This is a genomic window from Saccharopolyspora sp. SCSIO 74807 (assembly GCF_037023755.1).
Taxonomy (GTDB): Bacteria; Actinomycetota; Actinomycetes; order Mycobacteriales; family Pseudonocardiaceae; genus Saccharopolyspora_C; species Saccharopolyspora_C galaxeae.
Genome location: NZ_CP146100.1, coordinates 2,603,121 through 2,617,833, shown reverse-complemented (window position 1 = coordinate 2,617,833; position 14,713 = coordinate 2,603,121). Strand labels below are relative to the sequence as shown.

At 64.9% G+C, this 14,713-nt stretch carries 14 protein-coding genes; 7 read left to right on the top strand and 7 right to left on the bottom strand.

Going from position 1 to position 14,713, the window contains the following annotated elements; genetic code table 11:
• Window positions 1–535 precede the first annotated feature (535 nt).
• From V1457_RS12000 to V1457_RS11985, 4 genes are all read left to right on the top strand, one after another.
• Window positions 536–1,297: a hypothetical protein gene (locus V1457_RS12000; protein ID WP_338603528.1), complete on the top strand. Its 762-nt coding sequence runs from the start codon at window positions 536–538 to the stop codon at window positions 1,295–1,297.
• Window positions 1,294–1,500, top strand: coding sequence for a hypothetical protein (locus V1457_RS11995; protein WP_338603525.1), 207 nt, complete (start codon window positions 1,294–1,296; stop codon window positions 1,498–1,500). Before V1457_RS12000 ends, V1457_RS11995 begins: the two co-directional genes overlap by 4 nt.
• Before the next feature lie 880 nt (window positions 1,501–2,380).
• The gene (locus V1457_RS11990; protein WP_338603522.1) at window positions 2,381–2,911 is read left to right on the top strand and encodes a hypothetical protein; all 531 of its coding nucleotides are present in this window, start codon (window positions 2,381–2,383) and stop codon (window positions 2,909–2,911) included.
• Window positions 2,912–2,929: 18 nt separating this feature from the next.
• Entirely contained in the window at window positions 2,930–3,679 is a 750-nt protein-coding gene (locus tag V1457_RS11985; RefSeq protein ID WP_338603519.1) for a hypothetical protein, read from the top strand.
• Here V1457_RS11985 and V1457_RS11980 read toward each other — a convergent pair.
• Genes V1457_RS11980 through V1457_RS11970 form a run of 3 tightly spaced genes read right to left on the bottom strand, consistent with a single transcriptional unit; the run spans window position 3,650 to window position 6,003 of the window.
• Complete coding sequence (locus tag V1457_RS11980) at window positions 3,650–3,994, bottom strand: hypothetical protein (protein ID WP_243789893.1); 345 nt, start codon at window positions 3,992–3,994, stop codon at window positions 3,650–3,652. The two genes, V1457_RS11985 and V1457_RS11980, sit on opposite strands and share 30 nt — an antisense overlap.
• Entirely contained in the window at window positions 3,994–5,706 is a 1,713-nt protein-coding gene (locus tag V1457_RS11975) for an alpha/beta hydrolase (RefSeq protein WP_338603516.1), read from the bottom strand. Before V1457_RS11975 ends, V1457_RS11980 begins: the two co-directional genes overlap by 1 nt.
• Before the next feature lie 21 nt (window positions 5,707–5,727).
• Window positions 5,728–6,003: a hypothetical protein gene (locus V1457_RS11970; protein ID WP_243789895.1), complete on the bottom strand. Its 276-nt coding sequence runs from the start codon at window positions 6,001–6,003 to the stop codon at window positions 5,728–5,730.
• A 456-nt stretch (window positions 6,004–6,459) separates the two neighbouring features.
• On the opposite strand from V1457_RS11970, the gene V1457_RS11965 reads away from it, so the two are divergent.
• A complete protein-coding gene (locus V1457_RS11965; protein WP_200073257.1) occupies window positions 6,460–6,651 on the top strand; it encodes a MerR family transcriptional regulator in 192 nt (63 codons plus the stop codon).
• Window positions 6,652–6,863: 212 nt separating this feature from the next.
• Here V1457_RS11965 and ychF read toward each other — a convergent pair whose 3' ends face one another.
• Complete coding sequence (gene ychF / locus V1457_RS11960) at window positions 6,864–7,943, bottom strand: redox-regulated ATPase YchF (RefSeq protein WP_200073256.1); 1,080 nt, start codon at window positions 7,941–7,943, stop codon at window positions 6,864–6,866.
• 140 nt (window positions 7,944–8,083) lie between these two features.
• Complete coding sequence (locus V1457_RS11955; RefSeq protein ID WP_200073255.1) at window positions 8,084–8,269, bottom strand: hypothetical protein; 186 nt, start codon at window positions 8,267–8,269, stop codon at window positions 8,084–8,086.
• 97 nt (window positions 8,270–8,366) lie between these two features.
• On the opposite strand from V1457_RS11955, the gene V1457_RS11950 reads away from it, so the two are divergent.
• A complete protein-coding gene (locus V1457_RS11950; RefSeq protein ID WP_338603507.1) occupies window positions 8,367–9,269 on the top strand; it encodes an AlkA N-terminal domain-containing protein in 903 nt (300 codons plus the stop codon).
• Between the two features lie 12 nt (window positions 9,270–9,281).
• Here the strand turns inward: V1457_RS11950 and V1457_RS11945 are convergent, their stop codons facing one another.
• Together V1457_RS11945 and V1457_RS11940 are read right to left on the bottom strand one after the other, a co-directional pair.
• Complete coding sequence (locus V1457_RS11945) at window positions 9,282–12,236, bottom strand: SMC family ATPase (RefSeq protein ID WP_338603504.1); 2,955 nt, start codon at window positions 12,234–12,236, stop codon at window positions 9,282–9,284.
• On the bottom strand, window positions 12,233–13,414 hold the full coding sequence (locus V1457_RS11940) for an exonuclease SbcCD subunit D C-terminal domain-containing protein (protein ID WP_295149657.1): 1,182 nt from the start codon (window positions 13,412–13,414) through the stop codon (window positions 12,233–12,235). The genes V1457_RS11945 and V1457_RS11940 overlap by 4 nt, the downstream gene beginning before the upstream one ends.
• Before the next feature lie 226 nt (window positions 13,415–13,640).
• On the opposite strand from V1457_RS11940, the gene V1457_RS11935 reads away from it, so the two are divergent.
• Window positions 13,641–14,579, top strand: a complete 939-nt coding sequence (locus V1457_RS11935) for a DNA recombination protein RmuC (protein WP_200073251.1) — start codon at window positions 13,641–13,643, stop codon at window positions 14,577–14,579.
• Window positions 14,580–14,713: the final 134 nt, after the last annotated feature.

Here is a 14,713-nt window from a genome sequence, read left to right as displayed (position 1 = left end):
CGTTGTCCTGTTGTCATACTCAATCTAAGTACTAACTCCTAGTAATGTAGCATCTCCGGCCGTAGGCCGGTTGAAATACTCTGAATCAAATAATCTTGGGTTATGTGAAATATCCGGCCGATGAGAACACGGCCGGATAGAGCGCGAGCAGCCCATGCTGTTGCGCTGCTCCGCAGGAGGCAAAGCCGCGTTTCCTCCTTTAGCGGCCTTGCCCCTGTGTATTCCGGACTTCTGTGCCTGTCCTGACTCCGTAAGGATATCTCACCTTCCTACGGCAGCCCCTTCCGGATCATCGGGCCGGAAGGGGTTTCTCTATTTGTCCAGTGCTGACCATCTACAGGAGCGTGAACATGGATACCTTCCGGTGCGGGTGCTCCCGCACCCCTACAAATACGTATTGGATATATGGAACGGCTCGCTGCCGCCACTGCAAGAACAAGCGGGCGAGGGAGTCACAGGCGCGTAAGCGTGCCCAATGGCTTGCTGAGTACGGCTCAGCTACCGCAGTACCGAACGACCAGGAAAGGAACTCATCATGACCGATATCCAGCAAGCAGCACAGATCCAGACCCTCCAGAAGATCCCGGACATTCTCCGGGAAGCCGATATCGAACCCTCAGCGCGCCTCCTTGAGGCTGTCACCTACGCCAAGGCAGCCGCTGACCGTAGTGCGGTGCCCAGGGCTCAGAAGCGTCTCAGGGAGGCAGCAGCGGAGGAGTTTTCCGAAGCAGCCAATGAGCTTGCCCGTGCCTACGCGGTGGAAGTTCTTGCATGGGACAACTTGAACTTCCAGCAGGACATGCAGACTGCTAAGTTCCGAAATCTCTTTGATGCGCTCTTTGCTGATGAGGGCCGAATCTTTGAGGCGCTTTGCATTAACTTCAATGCTCTGGTGCCGAAGTTCAGTGAGGCCGTAGGCAAGCTGCCCAACATGGAGATCACGTCCACCTGGCAACTGGGTTCGGAGGACTTCGAGAACCTCAACCAGGCAACTACCTCCGCCGCTGAAATGCGGCGCTACTGGAGAGCTTATAACAGCGTCTCTCGATCGTTGGGGTACTTGACTGCCAACAAGCAAGACGGATTTGGGATCGCTGTCTTTCAGCTTGGAGAGCCTGCGTCGCAGCAAGCGTACTTGGACGCAGCTAGGCAGCTCTCCGCGAGTCACCAGGTGGGCATTAACCCCTATAGCCCGCTCGATCCGTTCGTCACGTTGGTTCACAACCACATTCCAGTGAACCTGATTCACCCGGCGGATGCCGCCGAACGTAATCCGGTTGGTAAGGAAGCAGCATGAGTGAGGACCCCAAGGATTTCTTCGCCCGTTTTCTCCGTGACGGCAAGTCGGAGACGACGGCTCCAGAGGAAGAAGAATCTTCCCAAGAAAGTCAGCCCGCACATGATCCAACTCAGGGGTTCGTTGATGATCGGCAGAGGAAGGCATCGGCAGGGCATCTTCTTCGAGTCGAAATAGAGCGCGGACGAGGTGGACGCTGGTAATCACCTCGTCTCTTCGGGGGCCGCTCTAGGTGGGCGGTCCCCTTGCTCTATCAAGCTCTGAGAAGCCCTGAGAGATTCTCTAAACCCCGAAAAACCCACCCAGGCCCACCGCTCCAGTTTAGATCTCGAAGGGATTTAGGGATTCTCTGACCAGGAAGGGAGAACCAGCATTGTGCTAGCTCCACCACTTACCAAGCTTTGCCTCTGCGGACGGGAGATATATACCCACGGAAACCGCCGGTCTCAGTGTGATGATTGCCGAGCGATCCGGAAGTGCCTCCGATGCGGAAAGGAGTACCGCAAACGGAAGCGAGAGCGACTGTGCTCTATGTGTCGGTTCCAACAAGACCCGAAGACATCGCAGTGCCCCTACTGCGCGGAGGTCTACGTCTCTCACTCCGATAAAAAGTCCGACCAAGAAGAACGGCTATGGCACTTCCAAGCCAAATGCTTACGCTAAGAAAGACTCAGTATGCCACTTATCCAGGACCCAACTCAGCGCGTCAATGAGCGTGTGCATCGCTGTCGCATGTGTGCCGTTCGATGGACTGGCGATGACATCAAGCACTGTTCCCGATGTCATGTCTCGTGGTCTAGCTGGGAGCTTTTCAGGGCACATCAACGTAAGTATGGCGGCTGTCTCAAGCCCTCTTGGATGGAGGCTCCTCCAGTGGAGCAGGTTGAAGGAGTGTTTCGAGAGAAGTCGGAGCGTTAAGGGCAGGGGAGGGAGTCCTCCCCGCGTGCTCAGAGATCGGCCTGTATAGCGCCCCCGATCCTGTGTACAGGTCAGAAGGCGATCTGTTGCATATTACGGAACAAGGGTATGCGCCATTTGCAGACTGATCATTCGCTAGAGTTGCCTCTCAACCTGGGAGGCAACTTGGTCGAAGTGGACTATTGCGAAGCCTGGACCTTGTGGGGGTCCGGGGCAAAGCTTGAAGACTTCGCTATGTGGGGACTTCCGTTCCTGTGGTGGGCGCGAATCGGAAAGATTCTCCAATTCGCGGGCGGTGTGGCAGCAGTGCTCGACCTCATCGGCCCGGAACGGATGCTCCGAATCGCGGATAATCTAGAGAGAACCGCTAAGGGGTACAAGAGTTGGGCGCAGAGACTCAAGGGGAAAAACAAGTCAGCCTTAGTTGAGTTTCTTGTAGTTTATGCGATCATGCTTCCTCTTGCGCTCCTTTTTTACTATGAAGTTTCCTCAAGGTCTTCGTTGTTGCTTCTTCTTGCGATTCCTTTAGTTGGGTTCGTCGCAGTTGGCCTCTTAATTGCAATTCCCTACGTCACTAGGCAGTCATTGCGGATACTATCCAAGCTGCTTACAGTCGGACGACATGCAAATACGACTCGATGGCTCGCGTTCTTTGCCGTGGCAATCGGGTTCCACTTCGACCTACTCGGTTCCTAGCGCTGCTACGATCATCACGTGACTGATTGGCTGGGAAACCTACCGTCTTGGGTATCGGCTATCGTCGCGTCCTGCGCTCTGATCTTTACTAGCTGGACGGCATACAACTCGCACTGGAGTGCGAGAGCGGCTAGAACTCAAGCACAGATTGCGCTCGATGCGCAGGAAGAACGTAACGAGAAAGATAAGAGCGAGCAGGCTTCGAAAGTAGCTGCTTGGATCGAGCATCGCGGAGATTCTGTCGCGAGCGAATTATATGTAAATTACTTGAATGCTAGCAATCTTCCAGTGTTCGGCCTATCCTGTCGGTTAACTACTCGAACCAGGCCGGACACCTTGGAAGCTGTTGTGGTGCCCTCCAACGAGGCCAAGGAGGTCAGGTACCGCAGTGCGACCGAGTGGGCAAGAGCCTACTCTTACGATCTTTTCGCTGAAGTTCTGTCATCGCTCGGAATGGACCACCTTGAACACGAAGAAGAATTCGGGCACGAGATCGAACGACTGAAAGGTGCGTGCTTTGAAAGTTTCTGTAGCTTGATTGCCCATCGTGGTATTGAGATTCAGTTCACTGACCTTGCTGGCGTGCAGTGGTGCCGCAATAGTGACGGCGACCTGTGTAACCATGGATTCTTGGTGGAATTACCGTACCCTGATCGCTGGGAGTGGATGGTCGATATGATGAAGAAGCATATAAGGGATGGCTTGCAACCGATAAGGGATGAGTCGCAGCACTCGAATCTAGGCGGTCCCGACCAGATAAGTGACTAGCGAAACAGAGAGCATGACACCTGTCAATCCGAGCAATGCCCAGAGCGTGCGGCGCAGCCATCCAGTGATGGCGACCAGAACAAGCACCAACCCGACCAGCCACGGCACAATCCATAGCGCGAAAAACATGCCGATGAGCTGTTGGTTTGTCACGCCGGGGCCGGAGTCACCAGGATCGAATCCGGTCAGCGACGCACCGAGGTAGGGGAACCAGCCGACCAAGCTGAGCGCCATGATTAGCCCACCGACTACGATGCCCGTGATCCGTAGCGGTTTGTATTTGATGCCTTGATCGGCTTGGTTCTCTGTCGGCATCACGGTGCTGCTGCTCCTCCGCCGTTCGTGCCCGTCATGATCCGCGCCATGCTCTCACGCGAAGGCGCCTTGTCCCAGTAGTCGCCATGCCCGCCGTTCGGATCTGTCGGCATCACCTGTCCACCGAAAGTCGGGTCGGTGGGGTCGACGCCGTAACGTGCATGGTCGGTACCACCGAAAACAGTTGGTCCCCAGTCGAGAGGGTTCGTGGACGGAGTCCAGTCGATGACGTCGCTTTCCGACTTCGCTGCCCATACGTGGTCGCTGGGTACTCCTAGCTCGCTGGCGTCGTCGACACCGACACCGGGACTACCGAGGAACACGACGTCATCTGCGTGCGACCCGCCGTTCGCCGCGGCCTCCCCGGCCACCGTTGAACCGTAGCTGTGGCCAACCAACGTGTTGTGTGAAGGTGTCTCGCCTTCGTGGGTGACTCGAAGGCCCTCTTGGAAATTCGAGAGATCGCCATGCGCATTCTCCGCGTAGCCGCTGAACGCTGCATTGGGCAACAAGTGGTTGGGAGACTCGTAGTCTGCCCAGGTGATCGCAGCGTTCTTGCCACCCGACAGCTCGTTGGCTCGGTCCAACACCTTGTCGTTCTGTTCGACGTAGTCGGTGGCGTCGCCGAGATCGCTGAATGTACCTGGAACAAGGGTCATCGTATTGTCAGCGTGGTCCGGGTTACCGTTGGCGATGATGGCTTGTCCGCGATGTTCGGCTGTCGAGTCGATACCGAGCAAGTAGTAATTGCTTGCATCGGCCGATGTGCCCAGCTTGCCCTGCAAGGAATCGATACCGCTGAGTGCGTCACTCAGCTCGTTGATCTGCTTACCCTTTGCCGTGTCACTGTGCCCATGACGTTCAAAATCTTCACGCATCTCGTTCCGAAGCGCGCTGATCTTTCCAGAGATCGCTTGGCGCTGTGATGCGAGGATGGAGCGGTTGGCAACATCGCGCGTGGCTGAGGGAATGCCGTTGGTGTTGCCGACCATGTGCGGGTATCGGTCCATCAGGTCGGCGCGTTGGGCACTGGTCATCGAACCCCACAAGCCACCAACAGCGGCAGGACCCGTCGCAGCCGCCTTCTCGAACATCCCTTTAGTCGCATTGACCGCGCGATCGTCCATCACTGTTGCCGCCTTGGCTAGAGCCATAGCGGCAGGGCTAGTTGCCGCTGCGGCAGCCTGTGCCCAAGTCCCGGCACTGCTGATGTGTCCGAGTCCGTTAGCATTGGCTTTCAGCGCCGCATTCAGACGTTCGTGGGCTGTCTTCTCCATGCGCCGCGCTTGCTCGATGGTTTCGCGAGCTTCTTTATACGCGGCTTGCTGGCGCTTGTTCTCGTCTGGAGGCAACGGCATCGGACCAGGTTCGAGGATGAGCGTGCTTCCCATCATCTTCAGACCGCCGCCGGTTCCAACCTGTCGCGCTTGGTCCATACGCGCCTTGACGGTCGTCAAATCGTCCGCAAACGCGGTCAGCGCCCGATTGATGCCAAGGAACAACTGATCGAGAGCGTCAGCGTCTCGGGCTGTGGTGCCTGCTTTCGCTCGGAAGCCATCGCCCGCTTGCCCTTCCCAATCGGCTTCTGAGCGACTGCGGGTCTGGTGCCAACCGGTCGCGTTGTCTTCAACCCCGGTTGCGAGCTGACGGACTGCTTCGGCTGTTGCCCGGACCGACCCAGGGTCACCGGACACGAAGATATTCAGCGGCATGTGTACTGCGCTCCCCGGTGCTCAGCGCGGACGGATCTGGTTGATCTGATCTGCGTTGGCCGCGTCAGTGTCGAGGTAGACCGCCTTGCCGGAGTGCAGCGCATCGGCGGTCTTGGCGGTTTCCTCGGCAAGACCTGCGGCGGCGCGCATGAGTTCAGCCAGGGTCTCGTTCACGGCCGGACCGGACGGACCTGCATCGGCTTCTGGCGCGGGCTGTGCGTGGGCAAGCTTGCTGCTGGACTGTTCGAGTTCACCGGCCAGGGCAGCTAGCGTCTCCGGATCGACACGGACGTTCACGCGCTTCCTCCCCTGATCACTGCGCGTTGATCAGGGGAGACTGTATCGAACCTGGTATGTGGCAGGGAGCGTAGAACTACGCATCACCCGGTCAGCCGAGTGATGTGTATCGGTGCGCTATGCGGCTTTAGCTTGCTCGTTCGCTGTTGTGCGCCTCCACGGAATGGGCACTGTCTCGAAGCTGGTTACGGGGACGGGCAGCCACAGAGGCACGCTGCTGTGCCCACCACCATTCGGGGTGCTCTCGCTGCACATGGAGTTCGAGGGCATCCAGGCCCCATGACCCGAAGTCCACGAGGGACCGTCCGCAGTCCGCGCCCTTGGCGGGACACGCCCACCATTCCCGGCCGTCGATCACGACCATGGGAAACTGGGACAACTGAGCCATATGGGCCACCATAGCGCATCTGAGTCAGCAACTGAGACAAGTTGCGCCATTCGTGCCACTTTCGGGCCGTGCCCAGGCCAAAGCTGCTCACGTCCAGCCAACTCGCGGATGAGCTAGGTATCTCGCGCCGCTCCGTGGCGCGGTACGTGCAGGCCGGAATCTTGGAGCCAGAGTTCTACACGCCAGGCGGGCAAGGCCGCTTCGACCTTGAGGACTCGAAGCGGCAGCTACGGGAGCACTCCAAGCGCCAAAGGCCGTAGTCGCCCCGGCCGCCACAGCGTTGGATGCCGGGCTACTGGAACGTCCTTTGAGGACTTGATCTAGCTTGCGAACTCATCACCAAGTCAGCACCATCCCGAGCAAAAACAGGAACCCGCCATGACATACCGGGTACGTCAGAGCGGGCTCCCATTTACTGAACAGCGAGTTTGACTTTGTTCACCAGGAGCGGTATAAGCTCGCCGATATTTCGCTACACGTTGAAGCGGAACTCCACCACGTCGCCGTCGGACATGATGTACTCCTTGCCTTCCATCCGGACCTTGCCCGCCGAGCGGGCCGCCTGCATGGAACCGGCCTCGATCAGGTCCGGGTAGGACACGATCTCGGCCTTGATGAAACCGCGTTCGAAATCGGTGTGGATCACCCCGGCCGCCTGCGGAGCGGTGGCGCCCTGCGGAATCGTCCAGGCGCGGGCCTCCTTCGGCCCGGCGGTCAGATAAGTCTGCAGGCCCAAGGTGTGGAACCCGGCGTGGGCCAGCGCATTCAGGCCCGGCTCCGGCTGCCCGACGGACTCCAGCAGCTCGCGGGCGGATTCCTCGTCCAGTTCGATCAGTTCGGATTCGACCTTGGCGTCCAGGAACACCGCGTCGGCGGGCGCCACCAGGTCGCGCAACTGCTGCTTGCGCTGCTCGTCGGCCAGCACGCCCTCATCGGCGTTGAACACGTACAGGAAGGGCTTGGTGGTGAGCAGGTTCAGCTCGCGCAGCTCGGGCACCTCGGTGCCCTTGTTCGCGGCGAACAGGGTGGTGCCACCGTCGAGGATCTCCTTGGCCTCGTACACCGCATCCAGCGCGGGGCGCTTGTCCTTGCGGGTGCGGGCTTCCTTCTCCAGCCGGGGCAGCGCCTTCTCCAGCGTCTGGATATCGGCGAGGATCAGCTCGGTGTTGATCGTTTCGATGTCATCGGCCGGGTTCACGTCGCCGTCCACGTGCACCACGTCGCTGTCGTCGAAGACGCGGATGACCTGGCAGATCGCGTCCGCCTCGCGGATGTTCGCGAGGAACTTGTTGCCCAGCCCCTGGCCTTCGGACGCGCCCTTGACGATGCCCGCGATGTCCACGAACGAGACGGTGGCGGGCACCACCTTCTCGGAGGAGAACATCCCGGCGAGTTCGCCGAGGCGGCCGTCGGGCAACGGCACCACGCCCACGTTCGGCTCGATGGTCGCGAACGGGTAGTTCGCGGCGAGCGCGTCGTTGCTGGTCAGCGCGTTGAACAGGGTGGACTTGCCGACGTTGGGCAGCCCGACGATTCCGAGGGTGAGACTCACGGGCCGTGAGTCTAGGTGGTACGGGCACGATCTCCGCCCACCCCTCCTGACGTGCGCAGCGATCGGAGTGAACGGACTCTTCGCCCGATTCGTTCGGACCAGCGGTCCGTTCACTCCGTCGCATCGGCTCGCGGGGGGAGTCAGTCGTCCTGCTCCTGCTCGTCACCGTCCTGCTGGTCGTCTTGCTGGTCGCCGTCCTGCTGCTCTTGCTGCTGTTGTGGCGGCGGGGCGGGGTCGTTGCAGCCCGCGGTGACGGTCAGCGCCAGCATCGCCGCCGCCACCCCACCGGCGATCTTGAAACCGCGTGCGGTCGTGGAATTTGCCATGAAGCCGACATTAGGGATCAATCGAGCCGGTGTCACCTACTCCGCGCCGAGCGTTCGCGTGCCACGGCATGTCGGTGGCCTTGCCAGAATCGACGCCGTGCCGACCGAGCCCTGCCCGACCTCGACCGACGACGAGCTGAACGTTCGCCTGCCGTTCCGCCCTCCGCTCGACGCAGCGGCCCTGTTCGGGTTCCTGCGCGCCCGCGCGGTCGGCGGCGTGGAGGACGCCGGGGCCGAGCACTACTCCCGTGCGCTGCGACTTGCGCACGGTGCGGGGACGGTGACGCTGCGGCCTCGGCGAGACCACGTCGCCGCGACACTGCGGCTCGCCGACCAGCGCGACCGGGACAGCGCGATCGCGCACTCGCGCAGGCTGCTCGATCTCGACGCCGATCCGGCCGCGGTGGCCGAAGTCCTCGACGGCGACCCGGCACTCGCTCCGATGCTGCGCAAGCACCCCGGCGTCCGGGTCCCCGGAAGCGTGGACGGCGCGGAGATCGTGGTGCGGGCCGTCCTCGGGCAGCAGGTGTCCGTGGCCGCCGCGCGTACCGCGGCGCAACGGCTCACCGAAGCCCTCGGGGAGCCGTTGACCTGCGCGGACGGCACGATCACGAGGCTGTTCCCCACACCCGCAGCGATCGCGTCCGGAGTCACCGGAGTGCTCACCGGGCCGAAGCGGCGTACCGAGGCGTTGCGGCTCGTGTGCGAGGCGTTGGCGGACGGCTCGCTGCTGGTCGAACCGGGCCGGGACGCCGACGAGCTCAGCGCGCAGCTGCGAACTTTCCCGGGCATCGGCCCGTGGACGGCGAACTACGTGGCGCTGCGCGTGCTCGGGGTCGCGGACGTGCTGCTCGACGGTGATCTCGCGATGCGCCGCGGCGCCGCCGAACTCGGACTGCCCGACCGGCCCGGCGCGCTGCGAGCTCACGCGCAGCGTTGGCGCCCGTGGCGTTCCTACGCCGGGATGCTGTTGTGGCTGGCGAACCAGCGACCCATCTGAGGGCTCCGCGGGTCAAGTGTCGAGTTCGATCGTCGATCCCGCCCGCGACTTGCGGATGCGCAGCCGCATCCCGATCCGTTGCCGCATCTCGTCCACGTGCGAGACCAGGCCGATCACCCGCCCGCCCGCGCGCAGCTCGTCCAGCGTGTCCATCACGAGATCAAGGGTGTTCGCGTCGAGCGTGCCGAAACCTTCGTCGATGAACAGGGTGTCCAGCAGCGCCCCGCCCGACTCACCGGCGACGACGTCGGCCAGGCCCAGCGCCAGCGAAAGCGAAGCCATGAACGACTCACCGCCGGAGAGCGTCTTCGCCGACCGCGTCCGCCCGGAGTAGTCGTCGAGCACGTCGAGCCCGAGCCCGCCGCGCGTGCCGCGCGCTCCGGCCGCGTCGGAGTGCACGAACGAGTAGCGCCCACCGCTCATCCGCTGCAGCCGGCGGGTGCCCGCGATCGCGACCTCCTCCAGCCGCGCGGCCAGCACGTACGAGCGCAGCGACATCTTCCGCGCGTTCTGCCCGCGGCCGTTGACCACGTCGGTGAGCGCGTCCAGCTCGTCGTACTCGGCTTTCGCGGGACCGAGTTCGTCCCATTCCTTCCGCAGCCGTTTCGCCAGGTCGGTGAGGTCGCGGTGGCGCTGGTCCAGGCGTTGCTCGGTCGCCATGGCGCGTTCAGCGGCCTCGCGGGCGGCGGTGGCGGCTTCGGCCGCGGCTTCCAGGCCGACCTCGGTGCCCGCGTCCACGCCGAAGAGCTCTTCGCTGCCCAGCGCCGATTGGGCGGCGGCGCGGCGCCGCTCGGCTTCGGCCAGTCCCTCGGCCAGCTCGGCGCGCCGCGCTTCGTCGCGCCCGGCCGCGAGGGCTTCGTCGACGCCGTCGAAACCAGCCTCGGTGGCGGCTTCGGCCAGCGCTGCGCGTTGCCGCTCGAGGCGGATTTCGGCTTCGTCGCGGGCGATGCGGGCCGTGACCAGCCGCTCGAGACGTCCGGCCTGGTCGAGCAGGTGCTCGCGGTGCTCGGCGATGCCCGCGTGCTCGCCGCGTGCCTCGTCCAGCCTGGCCGCACGTCTGTCCACTGTGTCCTGGAGAGCGGCGAGTTCGGAGCGCGCCGCGGCGATCTTCGCGTCGAGTTCGGAGCGCCGCGCGGTGAGCCGTTCCGCCGAGCCCTCCAGCTCGGCGAGGTCGTCGGCGCGTGCCGCTGCTTGATCGGCGAGTTTGCGCACCGCATCACGGTCTTCGGCCGCTGCGGCGGACTCCGCGGCCAGTTCCGCTTCGGTGCGCTCACCTACCCGTTCCCGCAGCCGGTCGAAGTACTGGCGCGCGTCGGCCTCGGCTTTCGCCGCGGTTTCCCGGCGGGACTGGGCCTGCTGCTCGGCGTGCTGGGCCCGTTCCTCGTCATCGGCGCCGACCGGGTCGGCGACGGCTTCGCGCGGCGCCGGATGTTGCGCTGAACCGCACACCGGGCACGGCTGCCCGGTTTCCAAGCCGTCCGCGAGCTCCGCGGCCATCCCTGCCAGCCGCCGTTCCCGCAGGTCCAGCAGCAGGTCCCGCGCCTGCTGGTGCTCGTCCAAGGCGCGCCGCGCGGATTGCGCCGACTGCTCCTGATTCCGCTGCGCAGCGGGCAATTCGCGGGCCGTGCTCAGAAGTTCGGCCAGTTCCTCGACCTTCGCCTCCGCGGACTCGCGGCGGGCTTCGGCCTGCTTGGCCTCGTCGAGCCGCTGCCGTGCCGCGGTGATCCGTTCCGGCAACGCAGCGCGCTGGTCGGCGAGCTCCTGGGCCGCCTGCTCGTCGGACTCGATGCCGCGGCCGAACTCGCCGATCTTCGCCTGGTCGGTTTCCTGTTGCTGCGCCTCGGGAAGGAGCTCTGCCAGCGCACCGGCCCGTTCCCGCTGCGCGGCCGCCGAAGAGCGCAGTTGGTCCAGCTCCGCGGCGGTGTCCACGCCGCTGCAGCGGTCCGCGGCCGCCTGCACTTCTTCGGCGGACTGCCGCAACTCGGTCTCCGCGCCGGCGACGGCGCGGCGCGCGGTGAGCACCGACAACGCCCGCTCAGCGGCGTCCTTCTCGCGGCGCCACTGATCGTGCTCAGCGCGCTGCTGCTCCAGCGCGTCCAGTTCCGCGCGCGCGTTGCGCACTCGGCGCACTTTGTCGGCCAGTTCCCGACGCGCGGTCAGCGTCTGCTCGGCGGAGTCGCGCTGCCGAGCCAGCTCGGTGCGGTTGCGGCGGGCCTCGTCGAGTTCGGCGGTCAGCTGCTTCTCCCAGCCCTCCAACCAGATCCGCTGGTCGTCGCCGTCCTCCGGGTCCTGTCCTACGACCTGGGCGACCCGCGCCAGCACCTCCCGCGCCTGCTGGTTGTGCGCCTCCAGCACACGGCCCCGTTCGCGCCTGCGTTGCACGAACCACTGCTCCACCGCGGCGAAGCGCTCGGTGCCGAACAGCTTCTCCAGCAGCTGTTCCCGCTCGGCGTTCTCGGCGCGCAGGAAGTTCGCGAACTCGCCCTGCGGCAGCATCACCACCTTCGTGAACTGGTGCACGGTCATCCCGAGCAGGCGCTGCACGGTCTGGTTGACGTCCGGGATGCGGGTGAGCCCTTCGGCCGGCTGCCCGCCGGGAACGTCGCCGAGCCAGGTCAGCGAAGCTTTGGCCTGCCGGGTGGTGTAGCCCTCGCCGCGTTGTTTGCGCTGCTCGTACTGGGGGCTGCGCTGGATCCGCAGCCGATGGCCCTGCACGGTCAGCTCCAGCTCGATCGAGGTCGCCAGGTTGTCCGGGGCGGTGTCGCAGCGCAGCCGCTTGGCTTCGTCGCGCACGCCGGGCACCGAGCCGTAGAGCGCGAACGCGACCGCGTCCAGCAGGCTCGTCTTGCCCGCGCCGGTGTCGCCGTGCAGCAGGAACAGCCCGTCCGCGCCGAGCGCGTCGAAGTCGACCCGTTCGGTGCCGCGGTACGGGCCGAACGCGGAGACCTCCAGCCGGTGCAGCCTCATTCCCGCACCTCCGCGACGTCCACCGCGCGCAGCGCTTCGGCCAGCAGCGAGCGTTCCCCCGTGGAGGGTTCGGCTCCGCGGCAGTCGGCGACGAAGCCGTCCGCCAGTGCCACGTCGTCCCGTCCGCGCACCGCCTCGGAGTAGTGCAGTTCGGCGGTCGCGCGCCCGCCCGCGGGTTTCCATTCCAGGTGAACCGCGTGCGGGAAGCGTTCCTGCAGCCTGCGCATCGCGTCCACCGGCCGGACCTCGTCGGTCAGCGTCACGGACAGGAAGCGATCCGCCAGCTCGGCGTGTTCCGGGTCGGTGAGCAGCTGTTCCAACGTGCCTTCGACGGTGCCCAGCTCGCGCGGCACCGGCAGCTCCCTGCGCTCCACATTGGACAGGCCAGGTGCGTCCAGGTCCACCAGCCACACCGATTTCCGTTGCCGCGCCTCGGAGAACGAGTAGGCCAGCGGGCTGCCGGAATACCGCAGGTGCTCGGCCAGTCGCTGCGGCCCGTGCAGGTGGCCCAGCGCGACGTAGTCGACGCCGTCGAAGACCGAGCCCGGCACCTGTTCGACACCCCCGACGGCGATGGTGCGTTCGGAGTCGCTGGCGTCGCCGCCGGTGACGAAGCCGTGCGCGAGCACCACCGAACGCGTTCCGCCCGCTCTGGTGGCCAGGTCGGCGCGGATGCGGTTCATCGCCTCGGTGAGCACGGCGGTGTGCCCGCGCGCGGCGACCTCGGAGGCGCCCGCGACTCCGGCCGTGGCGTTCAGGGCCTGCTTGGCCGGATCCGGTTCCAGGTAAGGGATTCCGTAGCAGGCGACCGGACCGTGCTCGTCGTCGATCAGCACCGGCTGGTGCAGTTCGGAGATGCGGGTGCGCAGGTGCAGCCCCCCGGCCGCCGCGAACTCGGCGAACGCCCCGACGCGGGCGGCGGAGTCGTGGTTGCCCGGGGTGACCACCAGCTGCGCGCCCGCCGCCCGCAACCGGCCGAGGACCCGCACGCAGGTCTCCACGGCTTCACCGGAGGGCACCGCGCGGTCGTAGAGGTCGCCGGCCACGACCACGACGTCGACGTGCTCGTCCGCGACCAGGTCGGCCAGCCCGGACAGCACCGTTTCCTGCTCGGCGAGCAGGTCGCGGCCGTGGAACGTGCGTCCCACGTGCCAGTCGGAGGTGTGCAGCAGCCGCATGGAGGTCAAGTTAGCGGCGTCCACCGACAGCCGCGTCGACCCCCCAGGGCGCTTCGGCGTGTCGGCCGCAGCGGCGCCCGACACTCCCCGGCGTGTCGGATTCCGTTGCGCCGCAGGTGAAACCGGGTGCGACCGGCCGATCACGGAATGCCGCGGACGATCTCGCCCGGATCGTCGGTGCGGTGCGGAATGATCGGTGGCACCTGCAAGCCGAGAGGAGTTCGAGATGGGCACCGGCGTGCTGATCGCCGTCGTCATCGTGCTGATGCTGCTGTGCGCGGCGGCTCTGCTGCTGATCTGGCGGCTCTACACCGATTCCGCGCGCCGCGCGGACGAGGCGATGCGCATGGTGGAGGCGGAACGCGCCCGCGCGGTCGAGCAGCAGGCGGCGCTGCGGCGCTACGAGGTGGCGTTCGCGTCCATCTCCGGCCGCGGCGAGCTGGGCGAGCAGGTCCTGGTCGAGACGGCGAAGTCGCTGGGACTGCGGGAAGGGATCCACTTCAGCGTGCAGACCGACCTCGCCGGCGGCGGTTCCGCGCGGCCGGACATGGTGCTCACCGTCGGCGGCGGGCGGCAGGTCCCGGTGGACGCGAAGGCCAGCCTCGCGGTGTGGGCCGAGGCGATGGACACCGACGATCCGCAGGAGCGCAGCGATGCGCTGCGGGTGCACGTGCGCAACATCCGGTCCCGCGCCACCGAGTTGTCCGGGAAGGGCTACCAGCGCTGGGCGGACGCGATCTACGGCACGATCATGTTCGTACCGTCGGACGCGGCGGTGGTCACCGCGCTGGACAACGATCCGAGCCTGCTGTCGTGGCTGCTGGACAAGCGGGTCTTCCTGTGCGGGCCGACCGGTTTCGCCGTGCTGGCCTCGGCGGCGCTGTTCGCGGCGACCGAACGCACCATCGCCGAGGACATCGATCAGGTCCGCGCGCAGGCGGTCCGCGCGCAGCGCGCGGCCTCCGGCGCGGTCGAGGCGGTGAACCTCTCCAGCACCCACCTGCAGCGGTTCGTCTCCGCCCGCCGCCGCGAACTCGACGCGCTCGAGTCGTTCCGCGGCGCCGTGCAGCCGCTCGCGGAGAACGCGGGCAACGGCAGCAGCGAGCTCAACACGATCCGCAGGGAGGAGGACGGCCTGGTACCCACCGAACAAACCGACAACTGAACACGGCGAGCCTGGTCCGACACCGAGCTGGACGACCGCTTCACCGGCGCGGCACGATGCCGCGTCCCCGCGGAGCCCGTCGCGATTGGGTCCGTCGCGATCACCATTGGCAATTACTAGACCAGTCTCTATAG

Excerpts from the sequence above, each read along its gene's own strand:
- V1457_RS12000 (WP_338603528.1), top strand. The coding sequence starts at position 536 with ATGACCGATATCCAGCAAGCAGCACAGATCCAGACCCTCCAGAAGATC.
- V1457_RS11995 (WP_338603525.1), top strand. The coding sequence starts at position 1,294 with ATGAGTGAGGACCCCAAGGATTTCTTCGCCCGTTTTCTCCGTGACGGC.
- V1457_RS11980 (WP_243789893.1), bottom strand. The coding sequence starts at position 3,994 with ATGCCGACAGAGAACCAAGCCGATCAAGGCATCAAATACAAACCGCTA.
- V1457_RS11975 (WP_338603516.1), bottom strand. The coding sequence starts at position 5,706 with ATGCCGCTGAATATCTTCGTGTCCGGTGACCCTGGGTCGGTCCGGGCA.
- V1457_RS11955 (WP_200073255.1), bottom strand. The coding sequence starts at position 8,269 with ATGGCAAATTCCACGACCGCACGCGGTTTCAAGATCGCCGGTGGGGTG.
- V1457_RS11945 (WP_338603504.1), bottom strand. The coding sequence starts at position 12,236 with ATGAGGCTGCACCGGCTGGAGGTCTCCGCGTTCGGCCCGTACCGCGGC.
- V1457_RS11940 (WP_295149657.1), bottom strand. The coding sequence starts at position 13,414 with ATGCGGCTGCTGCACACCTCCGACTGGCACGTGGGACGCACGTTCCAC.
- V1457_RS11935 (WP_200073251.1), top strand. The coding sequence starts at position 13,641 with ATGGGCACCGGCGTGCTGATCGCCGTCGTCATCGTGCTGATGCTGCTG.